Origin of the sequence: Pseudoxanthomonas sp. CF125 (assembly GCF_900104085.1) — a bacterium.
Taxonomy (GTDB): Bacteria; Pseudomonadota; Gammaproteobacteria; order Xanthomonadales; family Xanthomonadaceae; genus Pseudoxanthomonas_A.
This window is the reverse complement of sequence record NZ_FNLD01000002.1, coordinates 96,952-120,466: the sequence shown is the minus strand read 5'-3', so window position 1 is coordinate 120,466 and position 23,515 is coordinate 96,952. Positions and strand designations below refer to the sequence as shown.

The following is a 23,515-nucleotide window of genomic DNA, read 5'->3' as shown; positions in this document are numbered from 1 at the left end:
GTGCGTCGGGGGCGTAGCCCCGACCTACGGAACTCCGGCAGCAGCTCAGGATTTCAGCTTCCAGCCGGTCTTGAAGATCCACCACACCACGGCCAGGCATAGCACCAGGAAGCCGAGGATGGCGGCCAGGCTGACGCCGACGTTCACATCGGCTACGCCATAGAAACTCCAGCGGAAACCGCTGATCAGGTACACCACGGGGTTGAACAGGGTGATCTTCTGCCACACCGGAGGCAGCATGCTGATGGAATAAAACGCACCGCCCAGGAAGGTCAGCGGCGTCACCACCATCAATGGGATCACCTGCAATTTCTGGAAGTCGTCGGCCCACAGCCCGATGATGAAACCGAACAGGCTGAAGGTCACCGCGGTCAGCAACAGGAAGCACAGCATCCAGAACGGGTGCGCGATCTCGTAAGGCACGAAGATGCGCGCGGTGACCAGAATCAGGATGCCCAGGATCAGCGACTTGCTGGCCGCCGCGCCCACATAGCCGATCACCACTTCGATGTAGGACACCGGCGCCGACAGCAACTCGTAGATGGTGCCCGCCCACTTGGGCATGTAGATGCCGAACGAGGCATTGGAAATGCTTTCGTTCAGCAGCGACAGCATGATCAGACCGGGAATGATGAAAGCGCCGTAGCTGATGCCGTCGATATCGCCCATGCGCGAACCGATGGCCGCGCCGAACACCACGAAATACAGCGACGTGGACAACACCGGCGAGGCGATGGACTGGGTGATGGTGCGGAAGGTGCGCGCCATTTCGAAGCGGTAGATGGCGCGGATGGCGTGCCAGTTGAGGAGCGTGTTCATGCGCGCGCCTCCGGCTTTCCCGCGTGCACCAGGCTGACGAAGATCTCCTCCAGTGAACTCTCGCTGGAATGCAGGTCCTTGAAGTCGATGCCCAGTTCGCCCAGGCGCTTGAGCAGCGCGGCGATCCCGGTTTCTTCGGTCTGCGTGTCGAAGGTGTAGACCAGCGCGTGGCCCTCGTCGGTCAGTTCCAGCGCAAGTCCGGACAATTCCTCGGGAAGGCGCTGCAGCGGAGTCTGCAACTGCAGGGTCAGCTGCTTCTTGCCCAGTTTGCGCATCAGCACGTGCTTGTCCTCGACCAGAATCAGTTCGCCCTTGCTGATCACGCCGATGCGATCGGCCATTTCCTCGGCCTCTTCGATGTAGTGGGTGGTCAGGATGATGGTCACCCCGCTCTCGCGCAGGTTGCGCACCATCTGCCACATGTCGCGGCGCAGCTCCACGTCGACGCCAGCGGTGGGTTCGTCCAGGAACAGGATGGTCGGCTCATGCGACAGCGCCTTGGCGATCAGTACCCGGCGCTTCATGCCGCCGGACAGGGTCATGATCTTGCTGTCCTTCTTGTCCCACAGCGACAGATCGCGCAGGACTTTTTCCAGATATTGCGGATTGGGCGGCTTGCCGAACAGGCCGCGGCTGAACTTGACCGTGGCCCACACCGTCTCGAACGCATCGGTGGACAGCTCCTGCGGCACCAGCCCGATCTTGCTGCGCGCGGCGCGGTAATCCCGCACGATGTCGTGGCCGTCGGCGGTCACGCTGCCGGAGCTGGGATTGACGATGCCGCAGACGATGCTGATCAGCGTGGTCTTGCCGGCGCCATTGGGACCCAGCAGGGCCAGGATCTCGCCCCTGCGGATCTCCAGATCCACCGACTTGAGCGCCTGGAAGCCCGAGGCGTAGGTCTTGCTTAGCTTGTTGATGGAGATAATGGACTGCACGGCGCTCCCGCATCGGTGCGATGAAGTGCGTGAATCCTACCGGAGCCGGGCCACTGCGGCTGTCCCGGATACGGGAATATGAATCCCTGCGCGGGCGCAGCTTGACCTGGCGCCGGGCAACCGGTACTTGTGGCAGCCCTTACGCGGAGGCCGCCATGCAGCAGTTCCTGGTCCTGATCTACAACGACGAATCGCTGGTCGGCGCCATGCCCGCCGAAGAGTTCGACCGCACCATGCACGGCTGCTTCGTCCATGCCGACGAGTTGCGCGCGCAGGGCAAGCTCAAGCAATCCATGCAGCTCGAAGCCGCTTCCACGGGCAAGACCGTGCGCATCCGCAACGGCCGTACCAGCGTCGTCGATGGCCCGTTCGCCGAGACCAAGGAAATCCTGGGCGGCTTCAACCTGATCGAAGCCGCGGACATCGACGAAGCGGTACGCATCGCTGCCGAATTCCCCTGGGCGGCGACTGGCTGCATCGAAGTGCGGCCGGTGCGCGACATCGACGCGGTGCGCAGGCGCGTGGGAGCCTGAGCTACTTGGCCTTGCCGCCGCCGAGGTTGCGGCTCAGGAAATCCAGCAGTTTGGTGTAGAACTCGCGCCGGTGCGGTTCGGTGTAGAAGCCGTGGCCTTCGGTGTCGAAATACAGCGTCTCGACCGGGACGCCGGCGGATTTCAAGGCTTTTTCCATGCGCTTGCTGTGGGCGATGGGCGCGGTCTCGTCCTCGCCGCCTGCGGCCAGGAACACCGGCGCCTTGATGCGCGCGGCGTTGCTGGTCGGCGATACCGCCGCCAGCGAATCGCGTTCGCCCAGCCAGTCCGCGGTCCAGTTGCGCATGGAGGTGCTTTCGCGCGATTCGACCCTATGCATCATGGTCAGGTCGTACACGCCCACGTAGCCGACGGCGCAGCGGTAGAGATCGGGTTCCTTGCTCACTCCGGCCAGCGCGGCGTAACCGCCGTAGCTGGCCCCGTAGATGCAGATGCGCCGTGGATCGGCGATCTGCTGCGCGACCGCCCAGCGGGTGGCGTCGGTCACATCGTCCTGCATCTTCAAACCCCACTCACGTGCGCCCGCGCCGAGGAAGCTCCTGCCGTAGTTGCCGGAACCGCGGAAGTTGACGCGCAGCACCGCGTAGCCGGCCTGGCTCAGCATCTGCGCTTCGTCGTCGAAGCCCCACTCGTCGAAAACGCCGTACGGACCGCCGTGCGGCACGACCACCATCGGCAGGTTCTTCGCCTCGGCGCCCCTGGGCACGGTCAGATAACCGCGCAGCGTCAAGCCGTCGCGCGCCTTCAGTTCGATGGCCCGCAAGGGAGCCATGTGTTCGGGATCGAACCAGCTGCGTTGACTGAAGATCAGGTCGGCGCGGCGGTCTTCGGCATCGTACAAGTAGTAGTCGCCGGGACTGGTATCGCTCCAAGTCCTGAATACCAGCAGCTTGCCGTCGGCGGTGGAGGAAGTCACATGCACGGCATTCCCCGGGAACGCCTTTTCCAGCGTGCGGTAGAGCTTGGCGGTCTTCGATTGATTGTCGAAGAAGCGGGTCTGCACGCGTTCGTGCATGAAGAAAGCGCCGATCGGGATCCAATCGCTGCGATCGTGGATGACCGCATAAGGATCGACCGCCGGATCCCGCAGCTTCTCGGTACGCGAGCCCGAGGCCAGGTCCATGACCACGATGGCGTCGGTGCCTTCGTTGTTCTCGGCCTGCAGATAGGCGCTGGCGCCATCCTCCGACAGTCCCAGCGGCCATTCGCGGCGATGGGACTGCGCTTCGTCGTTGAGCAAACGCCATTCGGCCTTGTCGTCTTCGCGGTAATAGAGCTTGCTGTTGTTCTGGTTGTCCGCCCCTTGGGCGAAACGCACTACGCCGGCCGCGTCCGAAGCGAACCGCGCGCCGCGCAACGGCGCTGTCGCCACGCGCACGCGCTTACGCGTATAGACATCCAGCTTCTCCACACGCGTTACCGGATTCTTGTCGAATGTACGCACGCTGATCAACACGTTGTTATCGTCCCCACGCAACGTGTCCACCATGAAGGCGGCCATCGGCACCGGATCCCCGCCTCCCACACCGAAGCGCGCGAACAACCGCCTCGAATCGCTGCCGTCGGCGTTGATGCCGTGCAACTCCCCGGTCAGGCCGGGCTGGTCCTCGCTGCCGAATTTCTCGGCCATGCTGATCACCAGGCGCTCGCTGTTGACCCACCAGAAATCGTCGATGAGCGAATTCTTGACGCCGCTTACTTTGGCCGTCAGCTTCCTGTCGCTGCGGCGCAGGATGCTCAATGCCGTGCGGTCCTCCATCGGCACCGTCATCGCGTAGTACTCGCCGGTCGGCGAGATCTTCAATGCGCTGATCATGTCCCGTTTCAAAAACGGCTCCAGGTCGACCTGCGCCTGCGCCGTTGCCGCCACGCACAGCAACCCCAAGCCCGCCCATCGCATCCGGCTTTTCATTCCGCCCCTGTCCTTGCTTCGAATCCCCGCGCCGATTAGACAACACGGTTCCAGCGGCGAGAAGAGCCGGCGGCGCCGAACCAGCCCGTACCGCTTGTGGAAAGCGCTGTTGCGGAAACGGTTCCCCGGACGCATTTGAGCGCGCCAAGACGGGCCGCGAGGCGGTATTGGCCGGAGGCAGCTGCCTGGCCCGGGTTTTCGCCGGCACTGCGATCACACCCTCCTGCCGCTTAAAGGCGCATAGTGGGGGCGGAAGTCGCAATTGGCGGCCTCCGATCTGGAGGCATGAGGCTTCCGCCGCCCCGCAGGAGGGGATTGATGAAAGCGAAGAAAACCAGCGGCAAGGGACCGGCCCCCAAAGGACCGCCCGCCGGCAGCGACGGCAATCCGCACAAGCGCCTGGAAAGCGAGCGTATCGCCAGCGACATCGCCGATTACGAGAAATCCGGCGGCAAAGTGGAGAAGCTTGGCGTGACCCGCGTGCTGCAGACCGTGGCCCCGGCCCAGAAAGGCGAGGTGCTCAAATCCGCGCCCGCGGTAAGGCCGCGCGCGCGCTAGCGCGGGCGGTGCGATGGACCGCCATGCGTCTGCATGGCGGCCAGGAAGCGGCGACTGGCAGACGATTGTTCAAGGATCCGCGTACTGCGCCTCGCCGTTGCCGAACGACCAGTTTTCTTTCGCCACTTCCACCAGATTGATGAACACGTCTTCCGTGCGCAAAGCGAGCCGCGCATGCAGGCCGTCGGCCACGGCTCGATAGAAGTTCTTCTTCATTTCCACGCTGCGTCCGGCATTGAGAGTGACCTGGATCAGCACGCATTCGCTGCTGCGCTGGATGCCCAGATAACGCCCATCGATGAACAGCGTGCCAGGCTTGTGCTGGGCGATGACCTGAAAGCGGTCGTCGGCAGGCACATTCAACGTCGCTCGCATCGCTTCGTAGACGACCTCGCCGAGACCGGCCAGGTAATCGGTGGACTTGCCTTCCAGAAGATCGATTCGTACGAACGGCATGGGGTTCTCCAGCGCAAACGCAGGCAGGGCGGGGCTGCCATCCTCGAACCTGAACGCATGCGCGGTCAATCGTCAGCAAAAAGATCCCTGTTCAGGCAAGCGCGCCTAGCCTTGCCGTGCACCAACCCCACAGGGAGTCTCATCATGAAACGACTGCTGCTCACCACGTCCATCGCCGTCCTGCTGCTGTCTTCCGTCGCGGCCATGGCGCGTGATCATGGCAAGGACAAGCACGACCGCTACGACGACGACGACCGCTACGGTTACAACGACCGCCGCGACCGCGATGACGACGACCGCTACGACCGCCGCTATGACGACCGTCGCCACGACGACCGCCGTCACGACAATGGCCGCCACCTGGGCCAGATCAAGCACGGTTATCGTCGCGGCATGCACGCCCCGGTGGTCTATCTGCAGCCGCGCTATTACGTGACCGACTACCGTCGCTACCATCTGGCCGCGCCGCCGCGCGGCTATCGCTGGGTACGCCCTGCAGACGACCGCTATCTGCTGGTGGAAGTCGCCAGCGGCCTGATCTCGCAGGCGCTGGGCTACTGAGTCCGTGCCGGTGATGAGTCGCAACAGAAAAGCCCCGCCCAGGCGGGGCTTTTTTATGTGCCGGGCCTTTACGTGCCGGGCCTTTATGTGTCGCGTCGCAGCAGGTGAAGTGATGGAAGCCGCACTTCCCCGCAGTCCCCGTGGACTCCGGCCATCACATGCGCTCACATGTGCTCCGATAAGCTTCCGGTGCCGCACTGGGCAGGGTGTCCACTGTTGAACGACGACAGGTCCTCACAATCGCACCGCATCCTGCTTTGGCGGGACCGGGTGCTCATGGCGTTGCTGATCGGCGCCACGGCCTGGGTGTCTTTGAACGTCACGCGCCTGCCTGGCGAGGTTTCCGCGGTATGGGTGAGCAGCGGCATATTCGCCGGCTGGCTGCTATCGCGCCGGACCGCACTCTGGCCGGGCTATGTAGGCGCCGGTTTCGCCGCCGAACTGGCGGTGCGGCTGCTGTCCGGCGACAGCGTGGGCTCCGGCTTCGCGTTCAGCGCTTTCAATCTGCTCGAAGTGCTGATCGTCGCCGGCGTGGTGCGGCGGCTGGTCCCCGATGTCGGCAATCCCACGCGCTGGCTCGGCCTGGGAGGCATCGCCACCAGCAGTACGCTGGCGGCCTGCGCCGTTTCCGGCCTGCTGGCCAGCGCAGTGGTGTCGGCCACTTCCCACACACCGTTCCTGACTACATTCCTGGTCTGGTATTCGGCGCACGTGGTGGGCATGGTGATCGTGGCGACGCTGACGCTGGTGGCTCATCGCAAGGGCATCGGCCTGAGCGACGTTCCCGGACGGCGTTGGGCTTTCCTGGGCGACATGCTGCTGATCGCTACGGTATGCGGCCTGGTGTTCTACCAGTCCGCTTATCCACTGTTGTTCCTGGTCTATCCGCCGTTGCTGTACGGGGTTTTCCGGCATCGCTTCGCCGGCGTTGTGGTCGGCATTTCGTTGCTGGCCATCATCGGCGGCATCGCCACCGCGCTGGGCCACGGGCCGCTGGCGCTGGTGAATGAGAGCAACCTTGTCCAGCGCACCATCCTGCTCCAGTTGTTCGTCGGCACCGCCTGTCTGATGAGTTTTCCAGTGGCGCTGAGCATGGCCGAACGCGCGCGGCTGACGGCCCGCGTGCGCGAGAGCGAACAGCGATACCGGATGCTGGCGGACTATTCGCACGATGTGGTGGTGCGGATGCGGGCGGATGGACAAAGGCTCTACGTTTCACCATCGTCACGGGACGTGCTGGGCTGGGAACCGGCCGAGCTGCTCCAGCCCAACCAGGTTCTGGTGCATCCCGAAGACTACGCCGTGCAGCAACAAACGATCGCCTCGGTGCTCGCATCGGGTCATCCGGTGACCGCGATCTATCGCCTGCGCCACAAGGAAGGGCATTACGTGTGGATGGAGGCCGCGGCACGGCCGATCCCCAGTGCGGACGGCGATACCACGGACATCATTTTCGCCGGTCGCGACGTCTCCCAGCGCGTGGCCGCCGAACAGGCATTGAAGGCCAGCCGAGACGAGCTGGAAGCGCAGGCGCATCTCGACAGCCTGACCGGGCTGGCCAACCGGCGCCAGTTCGACGAGCGGCTGACCCATGCGCTGGGGCGGTCGCGGCGGCAGGGGCTGGCGGTAGCGCTGATGTACATGGACATCGATCATTTCAAGCAGGTCAACGACACCCACGGACACGCGGCGGGGGATGAAGTGCTGCGCGTGTTCGGCCAACGCCTCAGCGCATGCGTGCGCGCGGGCGATCTGGTGGCGCGGCTGGGCGGCGACGAGTTCGTGGTGCTGATCGAGGATCTGTCGGCGCCGGAAACCGCGGAAGCGATCGCCGGCAAGCTGATCGAGGCGATGAGCGAAGACATCGTGGTGGAGGGAACCACTTTGCACGTCACCACCAGCATCGGCATCGCGTATTCGGCGCACCCGGCCGTAGCCAAGAACCTGACCGCCGCGGCCGACGCGGCCCTGTACGCCGCCAAGAGCGCCGGGCGCAATACCTGGCAGTTGCTGCCGACGGACGATCCTGCCAATCGGCACTGATCGGCAGCACCCCGATCGCATCGCCCGCATGGCCGAACCAATCACCGTGCGCCGTTACGGGATGAACCAACCATGCGGAGCCGCCCTCATGCCCAAATACGTGATCGAACGCGACGTCCCCGGCGCCGGCAAGTTGTCGGCCGAAGAGCTCAAGAGCATTTCCCAGACTTCCTGCGGCGTGCTGAACGACATGGGCCCGCAGATCCAGTGGATCCACAGCTACGTCACCGGCGACAGGATCTACTGCCTGTACCGCGCGCCGAACGAACAGATGGTCCGCGACCACGCCCAACAAGGCGGCTTTCCCGCCAACCGCGTTTCCGAAGTCCTGGCCATTATCGATCCGACCACCGCGGAGTAGCACGGCTGAGCGCGGCAGGAGTCCGGAGAAACTTGCGGCTCGCGCCCTGAAGTCCGGAATGCTGCTTCTGCGAAGGGGAAAGTGGACAGCACACGGGTTTTTCACGGAAGGTCGGGCATAAGATGGAACCGTCCGATCCTTCCGGGGAAGCCGATGATCTCGCCCGCTGCCGCGAAACGGCCGCTCGCCTTTCTGGAAGGCGGCGGCGAAATGGGCGAGCGCACGCGGGCCTTCGATTGGGCGTCCACGCCGCTGGGCGCGCCCGAAACCTGGCCTGTGCAACTGAAGACCATGGTGCGGTTGCTGCTGTCGACCCGGCAGCCGATGCTGCTCTGGTGGGGCCCGCAGCTGATCCAGTTCTACAACGACGCCTACGCCCGTTCGATCGGACCCCAGCGCCACCCCAGCGCCCTGGGCCAATGCGGTCACGAATGCTGGGAAGGAATCTGGCCCTTCATCGGGCCGCGGATAGAGCAAGTGATGCAGGGGCGCGGCGACGTCTGGAGCGAGAACGAGCCGGCGCCGATCACGCGTAGCGACATCCCCGGGGAGACGCACTGGACCTGCAGCTACGGTCCCATCGACCAACCCGACGCACCGCACGGCGTGGGCGGCGTGCTGGCGGTGTGTACGGAAACCAGCGCACAGACCGTCGCCCGGCACGACCCTCTGGCCGAACACGACCAGCTGAAAGAACTGTTCCAGCAGGCGCCGGGCTTCATGGCCCTGCTGCGCGGGCCGCAGCACGTATTCGAAATGGTCAATCCCGCCTATATGCGGCTGGTCGGCAACCAGGACCTGCTGGGCAAGACGGTGGCCGATGCCCTGCCCGACACGGTCAAACAGGGCTATGTCGACTTGCTGGACGAGGTCTACCGCAGCGGCAAGGCCTTCACCACCACCGGCGCGCGCTTCGAGTTCACCGGCGCCAACACGCGGCGCGTCGAGCGTTACGTCGACTTCGTCTACCAGCCCATCACCGACACCGGGGGCGCGGTAACCGGAATCTTCATGGAAGGCTTCGACGTGACCAGCGCCCATTCCGATGCCGAAGCCGTGCGCGAGCTCTACGACACGCTGGAACAGCGCGTGGCCGATGCGGTGACCGAACGCAACATCCTGGCCGACGTGGTGGAATTCTCCGAAACCCATACCATGGCCATCGACCTGTGCTACTACGTGCTGGCGGTCAACAAATCCTATTCCGACGAATTCGAAAGTCTCTACGGCCATCGTCCGCAGGTCGGCGACAACCTGCTGGAGATGCTCAAAGGCGATCCCGCACGCGGCGAACGCATGCGCGGATTCTGGGACCGCGCGATCAACGGCGAGGATTTCCACGTCTCGGAGACGTTCGGCTCTACCGCCAACGACATGCGGCACTACGACATGCGCTTCAACGCATTGAAGGACCGCAGCGGCAAACGGGTCGGTGCGTTCGTGGTGGTGTACGACGTGACCGACCGCGCGAGCGAGCAGGCGCGCCTGGCCGAGGCCGAGGCGCGGGTGCGGCAGGCGCAGAAGATCGAGGCGATCGGCCAATTGACCGGCGGCGTGGCGCACGACTTCAACAATCTGTTGATGGTGATCTCCGGCGGATTGGAAGTCATGGACGAGCTGGCGCCGGCGCGCAGGGAAAAAGTGATCGCCGGCATGCGCCAGGCGGTGGAAAAAGGCGCCGGCCTGAGCCGCCAGCTGCTGGCGTTTTCGCGCCGCCAGCCGTTGCGCCCGGAAGCGGTGAATCTGGCGCGCAAGATCGGCGGTATGCGCGAGATGCTGGACCGCAGCCTGCGCGGCGATGTGCATGTGGAAGTGGCTTTCGACGGCGGGCTGTGGCCGGTGGAGGTGGACCCGGGCCAACTGGAACTGGTGGTGCTCAACCTGGCGGTCAACGCGCGCGACGCGATGCCGGGCGGCGGCACCATCCGCATCGGCGCCCGCAACGCGCCGGCGTTGAACGACGAGGAGCTGTTCGGCGACTACGTGGAATTGTCCATCGCCGATACCGGCACCGGGATGATGCCCGAAGTGCTGGCGCGCGTGTTCGAGCCGTTCTTCACCACCAAGGAAATCGGCAAGGGTTCCGGACTGGGACTGGCGCAGGCGCACGGGTTCGCGAAATCGTCGCGCGGCGCCGTGCGCATCGACAGCGAACCGCGCAAAGGCACCACCGTCTTCCTGTACCTGCCGCGCACCGACAAATCGCCCCTCGGCGATGAGGAAGAGAAGGAAACGGAAGCGCCCGGCCGCATCGAGATCCGGGCGCAGGGATCGTTATTGCTGGTGGAAGACGACGATGAGGTGGCTGCGCTGACCGGCGAGATGTTGGCCACGCTGGGCTACGAAGTGACGCGTGTGGAGAACGCCGACGCCGCGCTGGGAGCGCTGGCCGGCGGGAAATCCTTCGGCATCGTGTTCTCCGATGTGATGATGCCCGGCCAGCTGGACGGCATCGACCTGTCGCAGGAGATCCGGTTGCGCCGTCCCGGACTGCCGGTGGTGCTCACTACCGGCCATGTGGAAGCGGCCAAGCAGAAAGCCGAAGCGCTGGGGGTTTCGGTGCTGCCCAAACCCTACCGGCTGCAGGAACTGGAAACGGCCCTGGGCGATGCGCGCAAGCAAGCGCAGGACACCTCGCCGGCCTGACGCGCGTAGGACGTAGGAGCGACGTCAGTCGCGAAACTGCGGAAGATTCCGACTCCCCCCGCTTGCTGTCATCCAATGATCCATGGCGGGATGCGGTGAAGGATTTGCGGGTGGTGCTTTCGCGACTGACGTCGCTCCTACGTCGCCCCTATGGGATTAGGGTAGCTATTCCGCTTGTTTGACCAACACGCCCTGCTTCATCACCAGCACGGGTTTTTCCGTAGCGCGGATGTTTTGCAGCACATCGCCCGGGACCGCGACGATATCGGCGAACTTCCCGGCTTCCAGTGTGCCGGTTTCCTTGTCGATGCCCAGTAGCTTCGCCGAGCCCTGGCTGCTGGTCAGCAGCGCCGCCGACGGCGACATGCCCAGTTCGACCATGTCGCCGAACTCCTGCGCATTGATGCCGTGCGGATACACCGCCGCATCGGTGCCGAAGGCGATGGGCGTGCCGATCTTCAGCGCGTTCTTGAACATGGCCGAATGCGAAGCGCCGGCCGCGCGCGCCTTGGCGCCGATCTTGGGCGGATAGGTATCGGCCTTGTCCAGCACCCACACCTGGGTCATGCGCGTGGGCACCAGGTACACGCCCTTCTGCTTCATCAGCTGCAGCGTGGGCGTGGTGAGGAAACTGCCGTGTTCGATGGAATCCACGCCCGCTTCCACCGCCAGTTTGGCAGCCGCATCGCCGTGGCTGTGCGCGGCGACCTTGCGGTTCCAGTTGTGCGCTTCGCCGATGATCGCGCGCAGTTCCTCGGAGGTGAGTTGCGGCACGTCGACCGGGTCGGATTCGGACAGCACGCCGCCCGAGGCGCAGATCTTGATCAGGTCGGCGCCGTACTTCATCTGCAGGCGCGTGGCCTCGCGGCATTGCTCGGGACCGTTGCACACGCCTTGCAGCGGGCCGGACGGATTCACCCGTTGCGGCGGAAACGGCGAACTGTCGCAGTGGCCGCCGGTGGAGCCGATCGCATACCCCGCAACCAGCATGCGCGGGCCTTCGGTCAGGCCGGCTTCGATAGCGTTGCGCAGCGCCACGTCGACGAAATCGCCGGCGCCTACTTCGCGCGCGGTGGTGACCCCGGCCCTCAGCGTGGCCTTGGCGTTGCTGCCGGCATGGAAGGACTGCTCCACCGGAAAACGCAGCATGCCTTCGTAGAAACCCTGCGCCCAGTCGTCTTCGTGGTCGTAGGAAATATGGGTGTGGGCATCGATGTAGCCCGGGACCAGGGTGGCCTCGCCCAGTTCTATGACCTTGGCCCCGGCCGGAACCTCGGCGTTGGCGCCGACGGCGATGATCTTGCTGCCCTGCACCACCACCAGCCCCGGCGAAGTCAGGCTGCCGCTGCGCCCGTCGAACAGGTGGGCCGCCTTGAGCACGGTGATCGCGGGCGCGGGCGCCGTCGCGGGCGCCGTCACGGGTGTCTGCGCATGGCCGGCGCAGGCCAGCAGCAATCCGGCTGTCAGGCCGCCGAGACGGAGTTTCTTCATGTGCGACTTTCCCCAGACCGGTAGGAGCCCGGAGTGTATGACGAATCGGCGCACCGGTATGCGCCGCGCTGCTGCGTTTGCGACCGACAACCCGGTAAGCTGCCGGCACTTGGGGGCAACCACGAACCTATGAGCGCTTGGCGATGAATCGATACGGCTGGATGGTGGTGCGCGCCTACCTGCCCGCGCTGGCGGCGCTGGCCGCTGCGGTGGTGTGCATGTTGTGGACCTCGCTGTTCGGCGGCGTGTCCAACCTGCATGCACTGGTGCCGTACGTGAAATGGTTGCCGCCGGTATTCCTGCTGGCCGCGCTGGTCACCGGTTTGGCTTCCACGCTGCGGCTCTGGAATTGGAAGAGCGGCAAGGCGCCCCGCTGCGCCGGCTGCGGTGGGCCGCTGAGCCGGCTGCATCACGGGGCGCAGGGCGATTTCCGCAAATGCCTGGTTTGCGGCGGCAAGCAAACACAAAACACGTAGGTTCGCATTGCAAGCGGAGAGGATTCGATGGGATTTTGGCGGCTTTTCCCCGACTTGATCGCGTTGCTTTGTTTACAGGCCGCGCATGCGGCTGTTCCCACCGAAGCGGCGCTGGACGCCGAAGCCGCTCGCGCCATGCGGGCTACGCAAGCCAAAGGACTGGCGATCGCGGTGATCGACGAGGGCAAGGTAGTGCGCGTACGCAGCTACGGCGTGCGCAATGCCGCCGGCGACCCGTTGCAGACGGACACCATCATGTACGGCGCCTCGCTGACCAAGGCCGTGTTCGCCTACACCCTGATGCAACTGGTGGAAGAGAAGAAACTGGACCTGGACAGATCCATCGGCGATTACCTGGCCAAGCCTTTGCCGGAATACGCGGACGAGGACGCCTACGCGCCCTGGTCCAGCCTGGCCGGCGACGAGCGCTGGCGCGCGATCACCCCGCGCGTCCTGCTGACCCATAGCGCCGGTTTCGCCAACTTCTATTTCGTCGAAGCGGACGAGAAACTGCATTTCCATTTCGCGCCGGGCAGCCGTTACGCCTATTCGGGCGACGGCATGATCCTGTTGCAGTTCGTGATCGAACGCGGGCTGGGCCTGGACCTGGGCGCGGAGATGCAGCGGCGCGTGTTCGACCGGCTGGGCATGGCCGATACCGGCATGATGTGGCGGGCGGACTTCGCCAGGAATCTCGCCGATGGCTGCCGCGAGGACGGCAGCATCGAGCCGCACGACGAACGCAGCAAGGTGCGCGCCGCCGGTTCCATGGATACCACCATCGCCGACATGGCGCGTCTGGCCGCCGGGTACATCAATGGCGAAGGCCTGTCCGCGCAGGGAGCGGCGGAACTGGTGAAGGCGCAACTGCCGATCACCACCGCCAGTCAGTTCCCCTCGCTGCAGCCGGAACTTCCGGTCGAAAAGCGGCGCAAGGACCTGGCCGCAGGACTGGGCGTGGTCGTGTTCGATGGTCCGCAGGGAGCCGGCTTTTTCAAGGGCGGCCACAACGACAGCACCGGCAACACCTGGGTCTGCGTGCAACGCGGCCGCCGTTGCGTGGTGATACTGGCCAACGACGTGCGCGCCGAAGCCGCTTTCCCGCAACTGGTCGGTTTTTTGCTGGGCGAAACCGGGGTGCCGTGGACGTGGGAGTACGGCGAGAAGAAGTTCTGGAAGCCGGACTGAGTGCGACAGTCCGCCGTCTTTCCGTCGCCGCAACGGCGCCCGGTGTCCTCATGCATAATTGACCCGGCGCTGGCTCCAGCGCGCAATTGCCATCCATACAGGGGAACCAGATGAACCAGACCGCCATTCCTGACGTCGCCCTGGTGGACAACACCGAGCAACGCACGCCGTTGGTGCTGGTCCTGGACTGCTCCGGCAGCATGGCCGGTGCGCCGATGGCGCAACTCAACGAAGGGCTGCGCGTTCTGGAACAAGAGTTGAAGAACGACGCGATCGCTTCCAAGCGCGTGCGCATCCTGCTGGTCGAATACGGCGGCATGGACAACGCGCAGGTCGTTGGCGACTGGCAGGACGCGATGGACTTCACCGCACCCGCGCTTGAAGCCTCGGGTACGACACCTACCGGTCAGGCGGTGGATATGGCGCTGGCGAAGATCGAGGAAGAGAAGCAGAACTTCAAGTCCGCCGGTATCGCCTATACCCGGCCATGGATGTTCCTGATGTCCGATGGCCAGCCGACCGATGATTGGCAAGGCGCGGCCGATCGTTGCCGAGCCGCCGAACAGGCTAATAAGGTGGCGGTGTTTCCGCTGGCGGTCGGTAGCGGCGCCAATGCCGATGGCCTGGGGCAGTTCAGCAGCAAGGGCGCGGCGGCGGTCAAGAAGCTGGATGGCTTGAAGTTCCAGGAACTGTTCCTGTGGCTCAGCGCAAGCATGAAGGTCGTATCGCAAGCCAGGCCGGGAGGCCAGGCGCAGTTGCCGGCGGCCGACAGCTGGTCCAGCGCGCCGACCTGATCGATGTCCTGGCGCGTCTTCGCCGCTGCGGCGATCGGAAAATCCCATATCGATGCGAATATCCCTTGTCAGGATGCGTTTGCGCATGCGGTCGTGGACGACAGGCTGGTGGCGGTGGTCTGCGACGGCGCCGGCTCGCACGCGCTCAGCCACGAGGGAGCGGCCATGGTGTCGGCACGCGTGGTCAGCGACCTGTCGCAACGCGTGGGCGCCGATGACGGCGCGGCGGATATCGAAGCGTTCCGCGCGATCGTGATCGAAGTGGTCGCCTCGGCGCGCGACGCGCTGGAGGCCCGTGCGTTGGCCGAGAACACCGCTTTGGCGGATTACTCCTGCACGCTGGTGGGCCTGCTGACCCATGCGGACGGCGGATTCTTTTTCCATATCGGCGATGGCCTGGGCGCGGTGCGCGGCGCCGATGCGGCCGACTGCGCCCTATCGCTGCCGGAAAACGGCGAGTACGCCAACGAAACTTACTTCGTCACTGGCGATGCCTGGCAGGAACACCTACGTGTGACCTCGATTCCGCATGCCATCGCCTGCGCGGTGCTGATGTCGGACGGTGCCATGCCTTTCGTAATGGCCAAAGGCAACGGTGCGCTGTACGCACCGTTCATGGACCCGGTGGAGCGCTTCCTTTCCACTGCTTCGGAAAGCGATGGCAGCGCCGCATTGCTCGGCACCCTGGCCGACCCCCGCACCTACCGGATCACTTCGGACGACAAGACGCTGCTGATCGCGCTGAGGCAATGAGCGCGGAGCGCGCCGGCATCCGCGAAGGCAGCCAGGTGCGGACCGGCGACGGCCGCCGCTTGACCTTGGCCAAGATGCTCAAGAGCGGTGGTGCCGGCAGCGTGTATCTGCTGCGGGAAGACGCCCGCAGCGTGGCCAAGATCTATCACGCCGATATCGACGTTGCGCTGTACGAACGCAAGGTGGCGGCGATGCTCGAGCTGTCGCCGCAGTTGCCGGAGCTGGACGAAAGCGGACGGCGCTATGTGCAGATCGCCTGGCCGCAGTCGCCGTTGCGCGACGATCGGGGCCGCTTTCTGGGCTTCCTGATGCCGGCAGTGGACGTGGCCGCGACCAGCGAGCTTGAACTGGTGATGCAGGAGCGGCAGGCACGCGCTGCGGGACTGCCGACCGGGCTGGGAGCCAAGATCACCCTGGCCGCGAACCTGGCTTCGGTGATCGCCGAACTGCACCGCCAGCGCCACTACGTGGTGGACATGAAACCCGTCAACCTGCGCTTCTATCCGCGTTCGCTGTACATGGCGATGCTGGACTGCGACGGCTTCAGCGTGCAGGGCCATGGCGAGCGGTTTCCGGCGCCGCAGTACACCATCGACTATCTGGCGCCCGAGTTCCATGCGCACGGCATCGTCCCGACGGGCGAGGAGCAACAGGATCGCTTTGCGCTGGGGGTGATCGTCTTCCAGCTGCTGAATTTCGGCATTCATCCCTATTCCGGACGGCCCGGATCGGATCGTGTGCCTACCGATATTCCAGGCCGGATAGCGGGCAACTGGTATGCCTATGGGCTGCGCGCCAATGCGGGCATCGCCGCCAATCCGGGAAGCGGCCATACCGCAATGCCTGCCGACCTGCGGCAGATGTTCGACCGCGCGTTCGCGCTGGGCCATTCGCTACGCCCTTCGGCAGCGGAGTGGGGCAATCTGCTGAGGGCATACGCGAAACGTTCGACGCAGCGGCTGGCGGTATGCGGCAGACAAGCTGCGCACCAGCATTTTGCGGGACAGGCTTGCGCCGCTTGCGCGCGCGAATCGCTGCTGACCAACACCCGCAAGCAGCAGGCGCGCGCGGCCCGTACTGCGCCGACGACGCCCGCCCCCTTGCGCACCGCCAGGCCAGGCCGGAAACCCCGCCCGCCGTTCCGATACCTGCCTACGCCGCCGCATCCGGTACCAGCAGCGCCTGCCTCCTCGAATTTTCTGGTTCGGATGATCGGGAGGATGAGCCGGAAAAACCGTATCCAGGCCGTTTTTATGATCGTCGTGTTCTGCGTTGTTTTCTTCGATAACCTGAGCGAAAAAGCGGCAAGGTCACGCCCCTATGCAGGCTCGCCAGTGCCTGCTGAGATCGCAATCGCTCGCGAAGAGCCTCCGCCATCCCAGCCGGAATACCCATCGTCGCTGATGGGACTGGCAGGCGCGGCGCCGGACGCCGTGCAATTGCAGACCCAGGCCAACGTCTATGCCAGCCTGGCGCGTCATGCGGGACAAAGCGACGGAAAATACTTGGCCAATGCAGTGGCATCGCTTCGCAACGATGGGCAATCGACAGATCGCTCTTCCTCCTGGTCCCGTGGCGAGCAATCCCGCGCCACCAGCGTCTACCTGTCCGCATCGACCAAAGAGTGGGAAAATCAGCGGGCGCGCGAGGCGCTTGTCTCCGCATTGCAACGCGTCCTGGAGCATGACCCCTACGCGCACGACATCGCTTTCGAGCTCGGCTGGATGGCGCTCCTGGACAGCCGCCGCGACCAGGCACGCGACTATTTCGTACGGGCGCTGTGGGCCAATTCGGTAAACCCCAGAGCCTGGTACGGCCTGGGCGTCACCGCCAGCGACGATGAGCAGATGCTGGGGGCTTTCGCGATTGCCGAGACCCTTGCCGAAAACGATGCACAGGCCGAAACCGTTCGCCGTCGGTTCCAGTTTCCGTCCATCGCCTATCTGGGCATCGATGTACGCCGCTTTCATGAGTTGAACGAACAAGCCAGGCAGATAGCCGCCAGAGAACGCAACGGATCGGCGACGCCTCCCTAGCGCCGCCCCCAATCTGGTCCGTTAGGACAAGACTGGGAGTCGCAGACGCAGATGCCTTGCCGAGAGCAGGCGCCCGGGGATCAGCCCTTCTTCAACGGCTGCGCGACGCCCTTGGAGACGGCTTCGTCGATCAGCTGCCTCGCCCGCTGCTCGGCGCGCGCATCGGCAGCCTGCATCTTCTTGTCCAGCTCGGCCTGCTGGCGATCCAGCTCCGCCATTGGCGCATCCAACTCGGCCTGCTGCCTGTCCAGCACGGCCTGCTGGCGGTCCAGTTCCGCCATGCGCGCGTCGGCTTCGCTTTCCCGCATCTGCCGGGTGGCGAGCCGGGAGGCGAGTTCGGCCTGTTTCATGCCGAGCTCGGCCTGCTTGTTGCCGATGGCGGCCTGCTTGTTGCCGATGCCGCTCTGGCGATTGCCGATCGCCGATTGCGACTCGCCCAGTCGCGCAACCTCCGCGTAGTTGGCGCGAAACCGTTCCAGGGTTGCGGGGTCGCGGACCACGTATTTCGTATTGCCCCTGCGGAACCACAGCAGCTCCTCGCCGTTGCGCTGCAGACGCTGCGCTTCGCGCAGATCTTCCGTCGAACCGTTCATCACGCTGTTGTTCTCACGCAGTAGTACGTAACCCTCGTTGTTGCTTGCGGACAAATGGAAGGTGCCGCGGGTGATCCGCGCTGCGGCAGGCGGAGCGGGAGGCGCGGGCGGGGCCGGCATCGCAGGAGCCGGCGCCGAGGCGGGAGCAGGTGGGGCCGGAGGCGCGGGAATCCGTCGCGGGGGTGCTATTTCGGCGGCCGGACTGACCTCCGGAGTCTCGGCGGCGACGGGAGTCGGGGCCGGTACTTGGGTGGCCGCGACGCGTGGAGCCGGCGCAACAACCGGCGCGGGCGACGGCTTAGGCGTAGTCGCAATCGGCGCCTGTGGTGCGGTCGCGGGCGCCGCGATGATGCGATAAGGCATCACGCCGAGCACGGCGACCACCCCGAGGATGGCCAGCGCGACGACGCGCGGCGTGGAAGCGGTGTTCTGCAGCATGACGAGTCTCCTCTTGAGGATGTGGAAGGTCGGCGAAGCGCTGGCCAGACCTGCACTGGGCCGCGGAGCGACGCCCAGGCGAACCAGCAGGCGTCCGTAGGCGTGGGCGCAATGACGGTTGCCGGCGAGCACGGCGGCGTCGCAAGCCGCTTCGCGGGCCAGTGCGTATTCGCGCGCGGCCAGATGCGCGAGCGGGTGGAAGAAGAACAGGTGCTGCGCGACCGCCGGCAACAGGCCCCACCACAGATCGTTGCGCTGCAGGTGGACCAGTTCATGGGTAAGCGCCATGTCCAGTTCGTCGGCGTGCATCGATTGCGGGTGGTCGGCAGGCAGCAGCAGTACCGGCCGCCACGGACCGATCAGCTGCGGCGAATCGATGGACGCCGATAAACGCAGATGCGGCATGCGGCGCAGGCCGTGCGCTTCGGCCGCCAGTTGCAGGGCATGCAGCAGCGTCCTGTCCTTGCAGGCGTGCGAATCGCGCAGCAGGTGTCGCGTGGCCAGATAACCACTCAGAGTGCGCGCGATCATGAAACTCAGCCCCAGCAACCACAGCCATGCCAATGCGACCGGCCACGACCAGGACGACGGTGCGAATGGCGCCGACGATGCGCTTTCCATCGGCGGTACGGCTGTTATTGCCTGCGCAGTGGAAAGCACGGTCACTCGTGCGGGTACGGCGGCGGCCTGTTCCACCACTTCGGCAGGAAGCAGCGGCAGCGCCAGCGGACTGGACCACAGCACGCCGACCACCAGTTGCAGCGCCACCAGCCACCACAGACCGGCGCGAGCGGACGCCGACAGACGCGGCAGCGATCTGCATAGCGCCCAGACCACAACGACGAACAGCGTGGACTGCACGCTGGCGGCGAGCAGGCGCGGCAGCAGGATTTCCGAAACGAATTCCAGAGCCATGGCTCAACTCTCCTTGCGTTTGGATTGAAGGGTGGCGACCAGCGCCTCGAGTTCGGCCAGCTCGTTGTCGCTGACTTCGGTGCGCTGCGACATCCACGCCACGAACGGCGATACCGAACCCTGTAGCGTCTTTTCCACGAAGCTGCCGACCGCGTTGCGCACCACATCGTCCTGCTGGGCGGTGGTGGAATAGCGATACACGCCGCCATCGACCTGCTTGCGCTTGAGATAAGCCTTGGCGCGCAGGCGCTCCATCATGGTCAGCACGGTCGAACGCGCCAGCCCGCGCGGCTCGCCGAAAGTCGTGGCCACCTCGCCTACCGACGCGTCGCCGTGTTCCGCGATGTGCTGCAGCAGGGCCAGCTCCTGATCACCAATGCTCTTGCGACTCATACTTCGTCCGCCTTGTGACTACACATGTAGTCATCATGCATATGACTACATGTGTAGTCAACAGGTTGAAAGTCATGGGTCCGGGCCTAGACGACGAACGGTCGGCCGGGCGTGGTGCACTGCGGCTCGCATGTAATCGTTTTCAACACTAGTATCCGGTGCCACGCGAAGCCCGGCGTTCACGGCTTCATCCCCTGCAATCGATGCGGAAACCCACGTGACCACCCAATTCCCGAGCCCATCCCCGGCCGCCAGGCTGTCGCGATTCGCCTTGCTGTCGGCGCTGTTCCTGTCTTCCTCGGTCGCCCTGGCCAAGGGCGACGCCCTGCCCCCGCGTTCGCAGTGGAAAGCCACCGGCTCCTCGCTGCAGGTGCCGGCACTGGCCGCTTCCCACGCGATCGACGGCGACCCCAAGACCCGCTGGGGCGGAGCTTTCAGCGCCGACCATTGGCTGCAGGTGGACTTGGGCAAGGTTGCCGAGGTCGGCGGCGTGTTGCTGCATTGGGACAGCGGTTTCGCGGTGTCCTACGCCATCCAGACCTCGGTGGACGGCAAGCAGTGGCACGACGCTTACATCAGCAACGACTCGCGCGGATTCACCGACTATTTGTTCTTCCCCACAGCCAAAGCGCGCTACGTGCGCCTGGCCAGCCTGCCCAAGACCGCCGACTGGGGCGTATCGGTCTTCGAGTTCGAACCGCTTTCGCCCAGCGAAGCGGCGCGCATCGTCAATCTGACCGGTAAGGACAATGCGCAGGCGCTGTGGAGCAACGCACCGGCGCGCGCACTGCAGGCCAAGGGTCAGGCGGCGGGCACGCGCGAACTGGATATCGCCCTGGGCCGCCCGCTGCCGACCCCGGGTCTGGAAGTCTGGTGGGAAGGTCCGCGCAACGGCGCCAAGCTGGAAGGCCGCGATGCTTCCGGCAAATGGATCGTGCTGGCGGAGGATCCCGGATCGCAGGGCGATGTTTCCAACCTCGCCGCGCGCGAAGTGCGTACGCTTTCGGCATTGCGCCTGAGCGCAGGCGAGATCGACGGCGCGGCGCCCATGATCAAGCGCCTGCGTTTGCTGGGCCCGGAACGGATCATGACGCCGACCCGCCGCTATGAAGTGGTGGCGGCGCGCGCGAATTCGCAACTTTTCCCCTCTTCGCTGCACCAGCAGCAGGTGTACTGGACCGTGGTCGGCATTCCGGCCGGCATGCAGAAATCCATCTTCGACGAATACGGCAACCTGGAAGCCTACAAAGGCGCGCCGTTGGTGCAGGCCACCTGGCGCGGCGCCGACGGTCGCGCGGTCATCGCCGACAATGTCGAGCGCACGCATTCGCTGCGCGACGGCTGGATGCCGATGCCCACCGTGCAATGGGAAGCGCAAGCGGGCGTGCAGGTGCGCGTCGAGGCGATGGCGGTCGAACAGAATGGCCAACCGGTGACGCTCACGCGTTACCGCGTCAGCAACACCGGCCAGCGACCGGTCGAAGGAACACTCGCGCTGGCCTTGCGTCCGCTGCAGGTGAATCCGCCGTGGCAGCACGGCGGCGTATCGCCGATCCGCGAAATCGCCATCGAAGGCGCCGCCGATCGCACCGATGTGCGCGTCAACGGCCGCGTGCTGCTGACCGCGCTGACGCCCGCCGATGCGCGCGGCGCGTCCGCGTTCGGTGCGCATGGCGAAGGCGAAATCACTTCCCACATCGCCGCGGGCACCGTTCCCGCGTCGTTGCAGGCCAGCGATGCCGACGGCCTGGCCGCGGCGTTGCTCGACTACAAAGTGAAGCTCGCAGCGGGCGAACACCGCGACGTGGTGCTGGCGTTCCCGCTCGGCACTTCGCGTGCGGATGCCAAGACCGAAGCTTTGCCGGAGGCGCCAGCGGTCGACCGCGCGGCGCTGGTCGGCGCGAAAGGCGATGCGGGCGCGGGTTTCGACAAGGTCGCTGCGCAGGTGGCGCAAGAGTGGCATTCGCGCTTCGGCAAACTGGGTCTATCGCTGCCCGACCATTCGCTGGTGGACATGCTGCGCGCGCAGGGCGCGTACATGCTGCTCAACCAGACCGGACCGGCGATGCAGCCGGGACCGCGCAACTACAACCGTTCCTTCATCCGCGACGGCGCCGCCACCGCGTCGATACTGCTGCGCGTAGGCCAGGCCAAAGTGGCGCGCGACTACCTGAAGTGGTATTCCGACCACGCCGTGCACGCGAACGGACTGGTGTCGCCGATCCTCAACCAGGACGGCACGGTCAACACCGGCTTCGGCAGCGATATCGAATACGACAGCCAGGGCGAATTCATCGCGCTGGTCGCCGACACCGCGCGCTACGACGGCGGCGCGGCCAGCGTGCGCGACTACCAGGAGGTGGTGAAGCGCGCGATGAAGTTCACGCAGGAACTGCGCGAGCGCACCATGGTGCCCGGCTATCTGGCCGACCGGCCGGCGCCGGAACGTTTCCACGGCATCATCGCGCCATCGATCAGCCACGAAGGCTATTCCAGTCCCACCCATAGCTACTGGGACGATTACTGGGCGCTCAAGGGCTGGCACGACGGCGCGTGGCTGGCCGAGCAGTGGGGCGATGCGGAAACCGCCAAGTGGGCGCGCGAACAATACGCGGCGCTGCGTGAATCGGTGGCCGCTTCGATCCGCGCGACGATGAAGTGGAAGGGTTCCGACTTCATTCCCGCCGATGCCGACACCGGCGGCGGCGACCCGACCAGTGTTTCGATCGGGCTGGATCCTGCCGGCCAGCAGGACCTGATGCCGGCGGAGGCGCTGAAGCTGACTTTCGAGCGCTATCTCGCTGATGTGCGTTCGCGCGACCAGCCTGGGGCGCTGTACGCGTACACGCCGTACGAAATGCGCAACGTGCTGACCTACATGCACCTGAACCAGCCGCAGGAAGCCGACGAACTGCTGATGAATCTGCTGCGCCACCGCCGTCCGCTGCCGTGGCAGGTGCTGGCCGAGGTAGTGCATTCTCGTCTGCGCTATCCGGGCTACCTGGGCGACATGCCGCACACATGGATCGGCGCGGAATACGCGCGCACCATTTTCGGCATGCTGGCGCACGAGGACGACGACCGCCTGGCGCTGTTGCTCGGCACGCCGCCTTCGTGGGTGGCCGGCGAAGGTCTGAAAGTCGAGGATCTGCCCACCATGTACGGTTCGCTGAGCATGAGCGCGCGCCAGTCGGGCAAGCAGTTGCGGGTGAAGCTCGGATCGGGGTTGGGCAAGGACACCGCATTGTCGGTCAGCTGGCCCAACCGCCAGAAACCCGTGCGCGTGACCATCGACGGGAAACAGGTAACCGACTTCGACGCCAACGGCATTCGCCTGGCCAAGCCGTTCAAGGAATTGGTTGCGGAGTGGTGAAGGCGTCTGACGGTGGTTGGGATTCGTCGGACTCAACGCGACGATTGCTGGGCTCGCTCCGCAGAAACGGCTCAGCCCGCAGCGGACGTCAGATCGCGGAAAGCAGGCTTCCCAGCATCATCCCCAGGCACAGGAAGCATGCGGCTCTCAATGTCTTCATAAAAGTACCCTTCCCGCCTACCTTCCCGGCCCATCTTCCACCTCTCCCGTGAGCCGGCCG

At 65.2% G+C, this 23,515-nt stretch carries 19 protein-coding genes; 12 read left to right on the top strand and 7 right to left on the bottom strand.

What is annotated here, in order from left to right; translation table 11 throughout:
- Nucleotides 1-45: 45 nt before the first annotated feature.
- Nucleotides 46-819 carry an ABC transporter permease gene (locus BLR66_RS09960; protein WP_093285138.1) on the bottom strand — a complete coding sequence of 258 codons (774 nt, stop codon included), beginning with the start codon at nucleotides 817-819 and terminating at the stop codon, nucleotides 46-48.
- Complete coding sequence (locus BLR66_RS09955; RefSeq protein ID WP_093285133.1) at nucleotides 816-1,757, bottom strand: ABC transporter ATP-binding protein; 942 nt, start codon at nucleotides 1,755-1,757, stop codon at nucleotides 816-818. Before BLR66_RS09955 ends, BLR66_RS09960 begins: the two co-directional genes overlap by 4 nt.
- A gap of 155 nt (nucleotides 1,758-1,912) precedes the next feature.
- On the opposite strand from BLR66_RS09955, the gene BLR66_RS09950 reads away from it, so the two are divergent.
- Nucleotides 1,913-2,290 (top strand): YciI family protein, encoded by a 378-nt coding sequence (locus BLR66_RS09950; protein WP_093285129.1) that lies wholly within the window; start codon nucleotides 1,913-1,915, stop codon nucleotides 2,288-2,290.
- 1 nt (nucleotide 2,291) lies between these two features.
- Here the strand turns inward: BLR66_RS09950 and BLR66_RS09945 are convergent, their stop codons facing one another.
- Nucleotides 2,292-4,220, bottom strand: coding sequence for an alpha/beta hydrolase family protein (locus tag BLR66_RS09945; RefSeq protein ID WP_093285125.1), 1,929 nt, complete (start codon nucleotides 4,218-4,220; stop codon nucleotides 2,292-2,294).
- A 318-nt stretch (nucleotides 4,221-4,538) separates the two neighbouring features.
- On the opposite strand from BLR66_RS09945, the gene BLR66_RS09940 reads away from it, so the two are divergent.
- Nucleotides 4,539-4,778, top strand: a complete 240-nt coding sequence (locus BLR66_RS09940; protein ID WP_093285120.1) for a hypothetical protein — start codon at nucleotides 4,539-4,541, stop codon at nucleotides 4,776-4,778.
- Between the two features lie 69 nt (nucleotides 4,779-4,847).
- On the opposite strand, the gene BLR66_RS09935 is transcribed toward BLR66_RS09940, so the two are convergent.
- A complete protein-coding gene (locus tag BLR66_RS09935; protein ID WP_093287715.1) occupies nucleotides 4,848-5,234 on the bottom strand; it encodes a tautomerase family protein in 387 nt (128 codons plus the stop codon).
- Between the two features lie 144 nt (nucleotides 5,235-5,378).
- Between BLR66_RS09935 and BLR66_RS09930 the strand changes: the two genes are divergently transcribed.
- From BLR66_RS09930 to BLR66_RS09915, 4 genes are all read left to right on the top strand, one after another.
- Complete coding sequence (locus tag BLR66_RS09930; RefSeq protein WP_093285116.1) at nucleotides 5,379-5,795, top strand: RcnB family protein; 417 nt, start codon at nucleotides 5,379-5,381, stop codon at nucleotides 5,793-5,795.
- 216 nt (nucleotides 5,796-6,011) lie between these two features.
- Nucleotides 6,012-7,838, top strand: coding sequence for a sensor domain-containing diguanylate cyclase (locus BLR66_RS09925; protein ID WP_176943832.1), 1,827 nt, complete (start codon nucleotides 6,012-6,014; stop codon nucleotides 7,836-7,838).
- Nucleotides 7,839-7,866: 28 nt separating this feature from the next.
- Nucleotides 7,867-8,199, top strand: a complete 333-nt coding sequence (locus tag BLR66_RS09920; RefSeq protein ID WP_255402416.1) for a DUF4242 domain-containing protein — start codon at nucleotides 7,867-7,869, stop codon at nucleotides 8,197-8,199.
- A gap of 153 nt (nucleotides 8,200-8,352) precedes the next feature.
- Nucleotides 8,353-10,845, top strand: coding sequence for a PAS domain-containing protein (locus BLR66_RS09915; RefSeq protein WP_176943831.1), 2,493 nt, complete (start codon nucleotides 8,353-8,355; stop codon nucleotides 10,843-10,845).
- Nucleotides 10,846-11,010: 165 nt separating this feature from the next.
- Here BLR66_RS09915 and BLR66_RS09910 read toward each other — a convergent pair whose 3' ends face one another.
- Nucleotides 11,011-12,336, bottom strand: a complete 1,326-nt coding sequence (locus BLR66_RS09910; protein WP_093285102.1) for a metal-dependent hydrolase family protein — start codon at nucleotides 12,334-12,336, stop codon at nucleotides 11,011-11,013.
- A 143-nt stretch (nucleotides 12,337-12,479) separates the two neighbouring features.
- On the opposite strand from BLR66_RS09910, the gene BLR66_RS09905 reads away from it, so the two are divergent.
- From BLR66_RS09905 to BLR66_RS09885, 5 genes are all read left to right on the top strand, one after another.
- Complete coding sequence (locus tag BLR66_RS09905) at nucleotides 12,480-12,812, top strand: hypothetical protein (RefSeq protein WP_143014612.1); 333 nt, start codon at nucleotides 12,480-12,482, stop codon at nucleotides 12,810-12,812.
- A gap of 27 nt (nucleotides 12,813-12,839) precedes the next feature.
- Complete coding sequence (locus BLR66_RS09900) at nucleotides 12,840-14,000, top strand: serine hydrolase domain-containing protein (protein WP_093285093.1); 1,161 nt, start codon at nucleotides 12,840-12,842, stop codon at nucleotides 13,998-14,000.
- 110 nt (nucleotides 14,001-14,110) lie between these two features.
- Entirely contained in the window at nucleotides 14,111-14,794 is a 684-nt protein-coding gene (locus BLR66_RS09895; protein ID WP_093285089.1) for a vWA domain-containing protein, read from the top strand.
- A 3-nt stretch (nucleotides 14,795-14,797) separates the two neighbouring features.
- A complete protein-coding gene (locus BLR66_RS09890) occupies nucleotides 14,798-15,547 on the top strand; it encodes a PP2C family serine/threonine-protein phosphatase (protein ID WP_093285086.1) in 750 nt (249 codons plus the stop codon).
- Entirely contained in the window at nucleotides 15,544-17,583 is a 2,040-nt protein-coding gene (locus tag BLR66_RS09885) for a hypothetical protein (protein WP_093285083.1), read from the top strand. Before BLR66_RS09890 ends, BLR66_RS09885 begins: the two co-directional genes overlap by 4 nt.
- A gap of 80 nt (nucleotides 17,584-17,663) precedes the next feature.
- Here the strand turns inward: BLR66_RS09885 and BLR66_RS09880 are convergent, their stop codons facing one another.
- Nucleotides 17,664-19,529, bottom strand: coding sequence for a M56 family metallopeptidase (locus tag BLR66_RS09880; protein WP_093285080.1), 1,866 nt, complete (start codon nucleotides 19,527-19,529; stop codon nucleotides 17,664-17,666).
- Between the two features lie 3 nt (nucleotides 19,530-19,532).
- Nucleotides 19,533-19,922 carry a BlaI/MecI/CopY family transcriptional regulator gene (locus tag BLR66_RS09875; RefSeq protein WP_093285076.1) on the bottom strand — a complete coding sequence of 130 codons (390 nt, stop codon included), beginning with the start codon at nucleotides 19,920-19,922 and terminating at the stop codon, nucleotides 19,533-19,535.
- Between the two features lie 217 nt (nucleotides 19,923-20,139).
- On the opposite strand from BLR66_RS09875, the gene BLR66_RS09870 reads away from it, so the two are divergent.
- The gene (locus BLR66_RS09870; protein WP_093285072.1) at nucleotides 20,140-23,295 is read left to right on the top strand and encodes a discoidin domain-containing protein; all 3,156 of its coding nucleotides are present in this window, start codon (nucleotides 20,140-20,142) and stop codon (nucleotides 23,293-23,295) included.
- The last annotated feature ends 220 nt before the right edge of the window (nucleotides 23,296-23,515 follow it).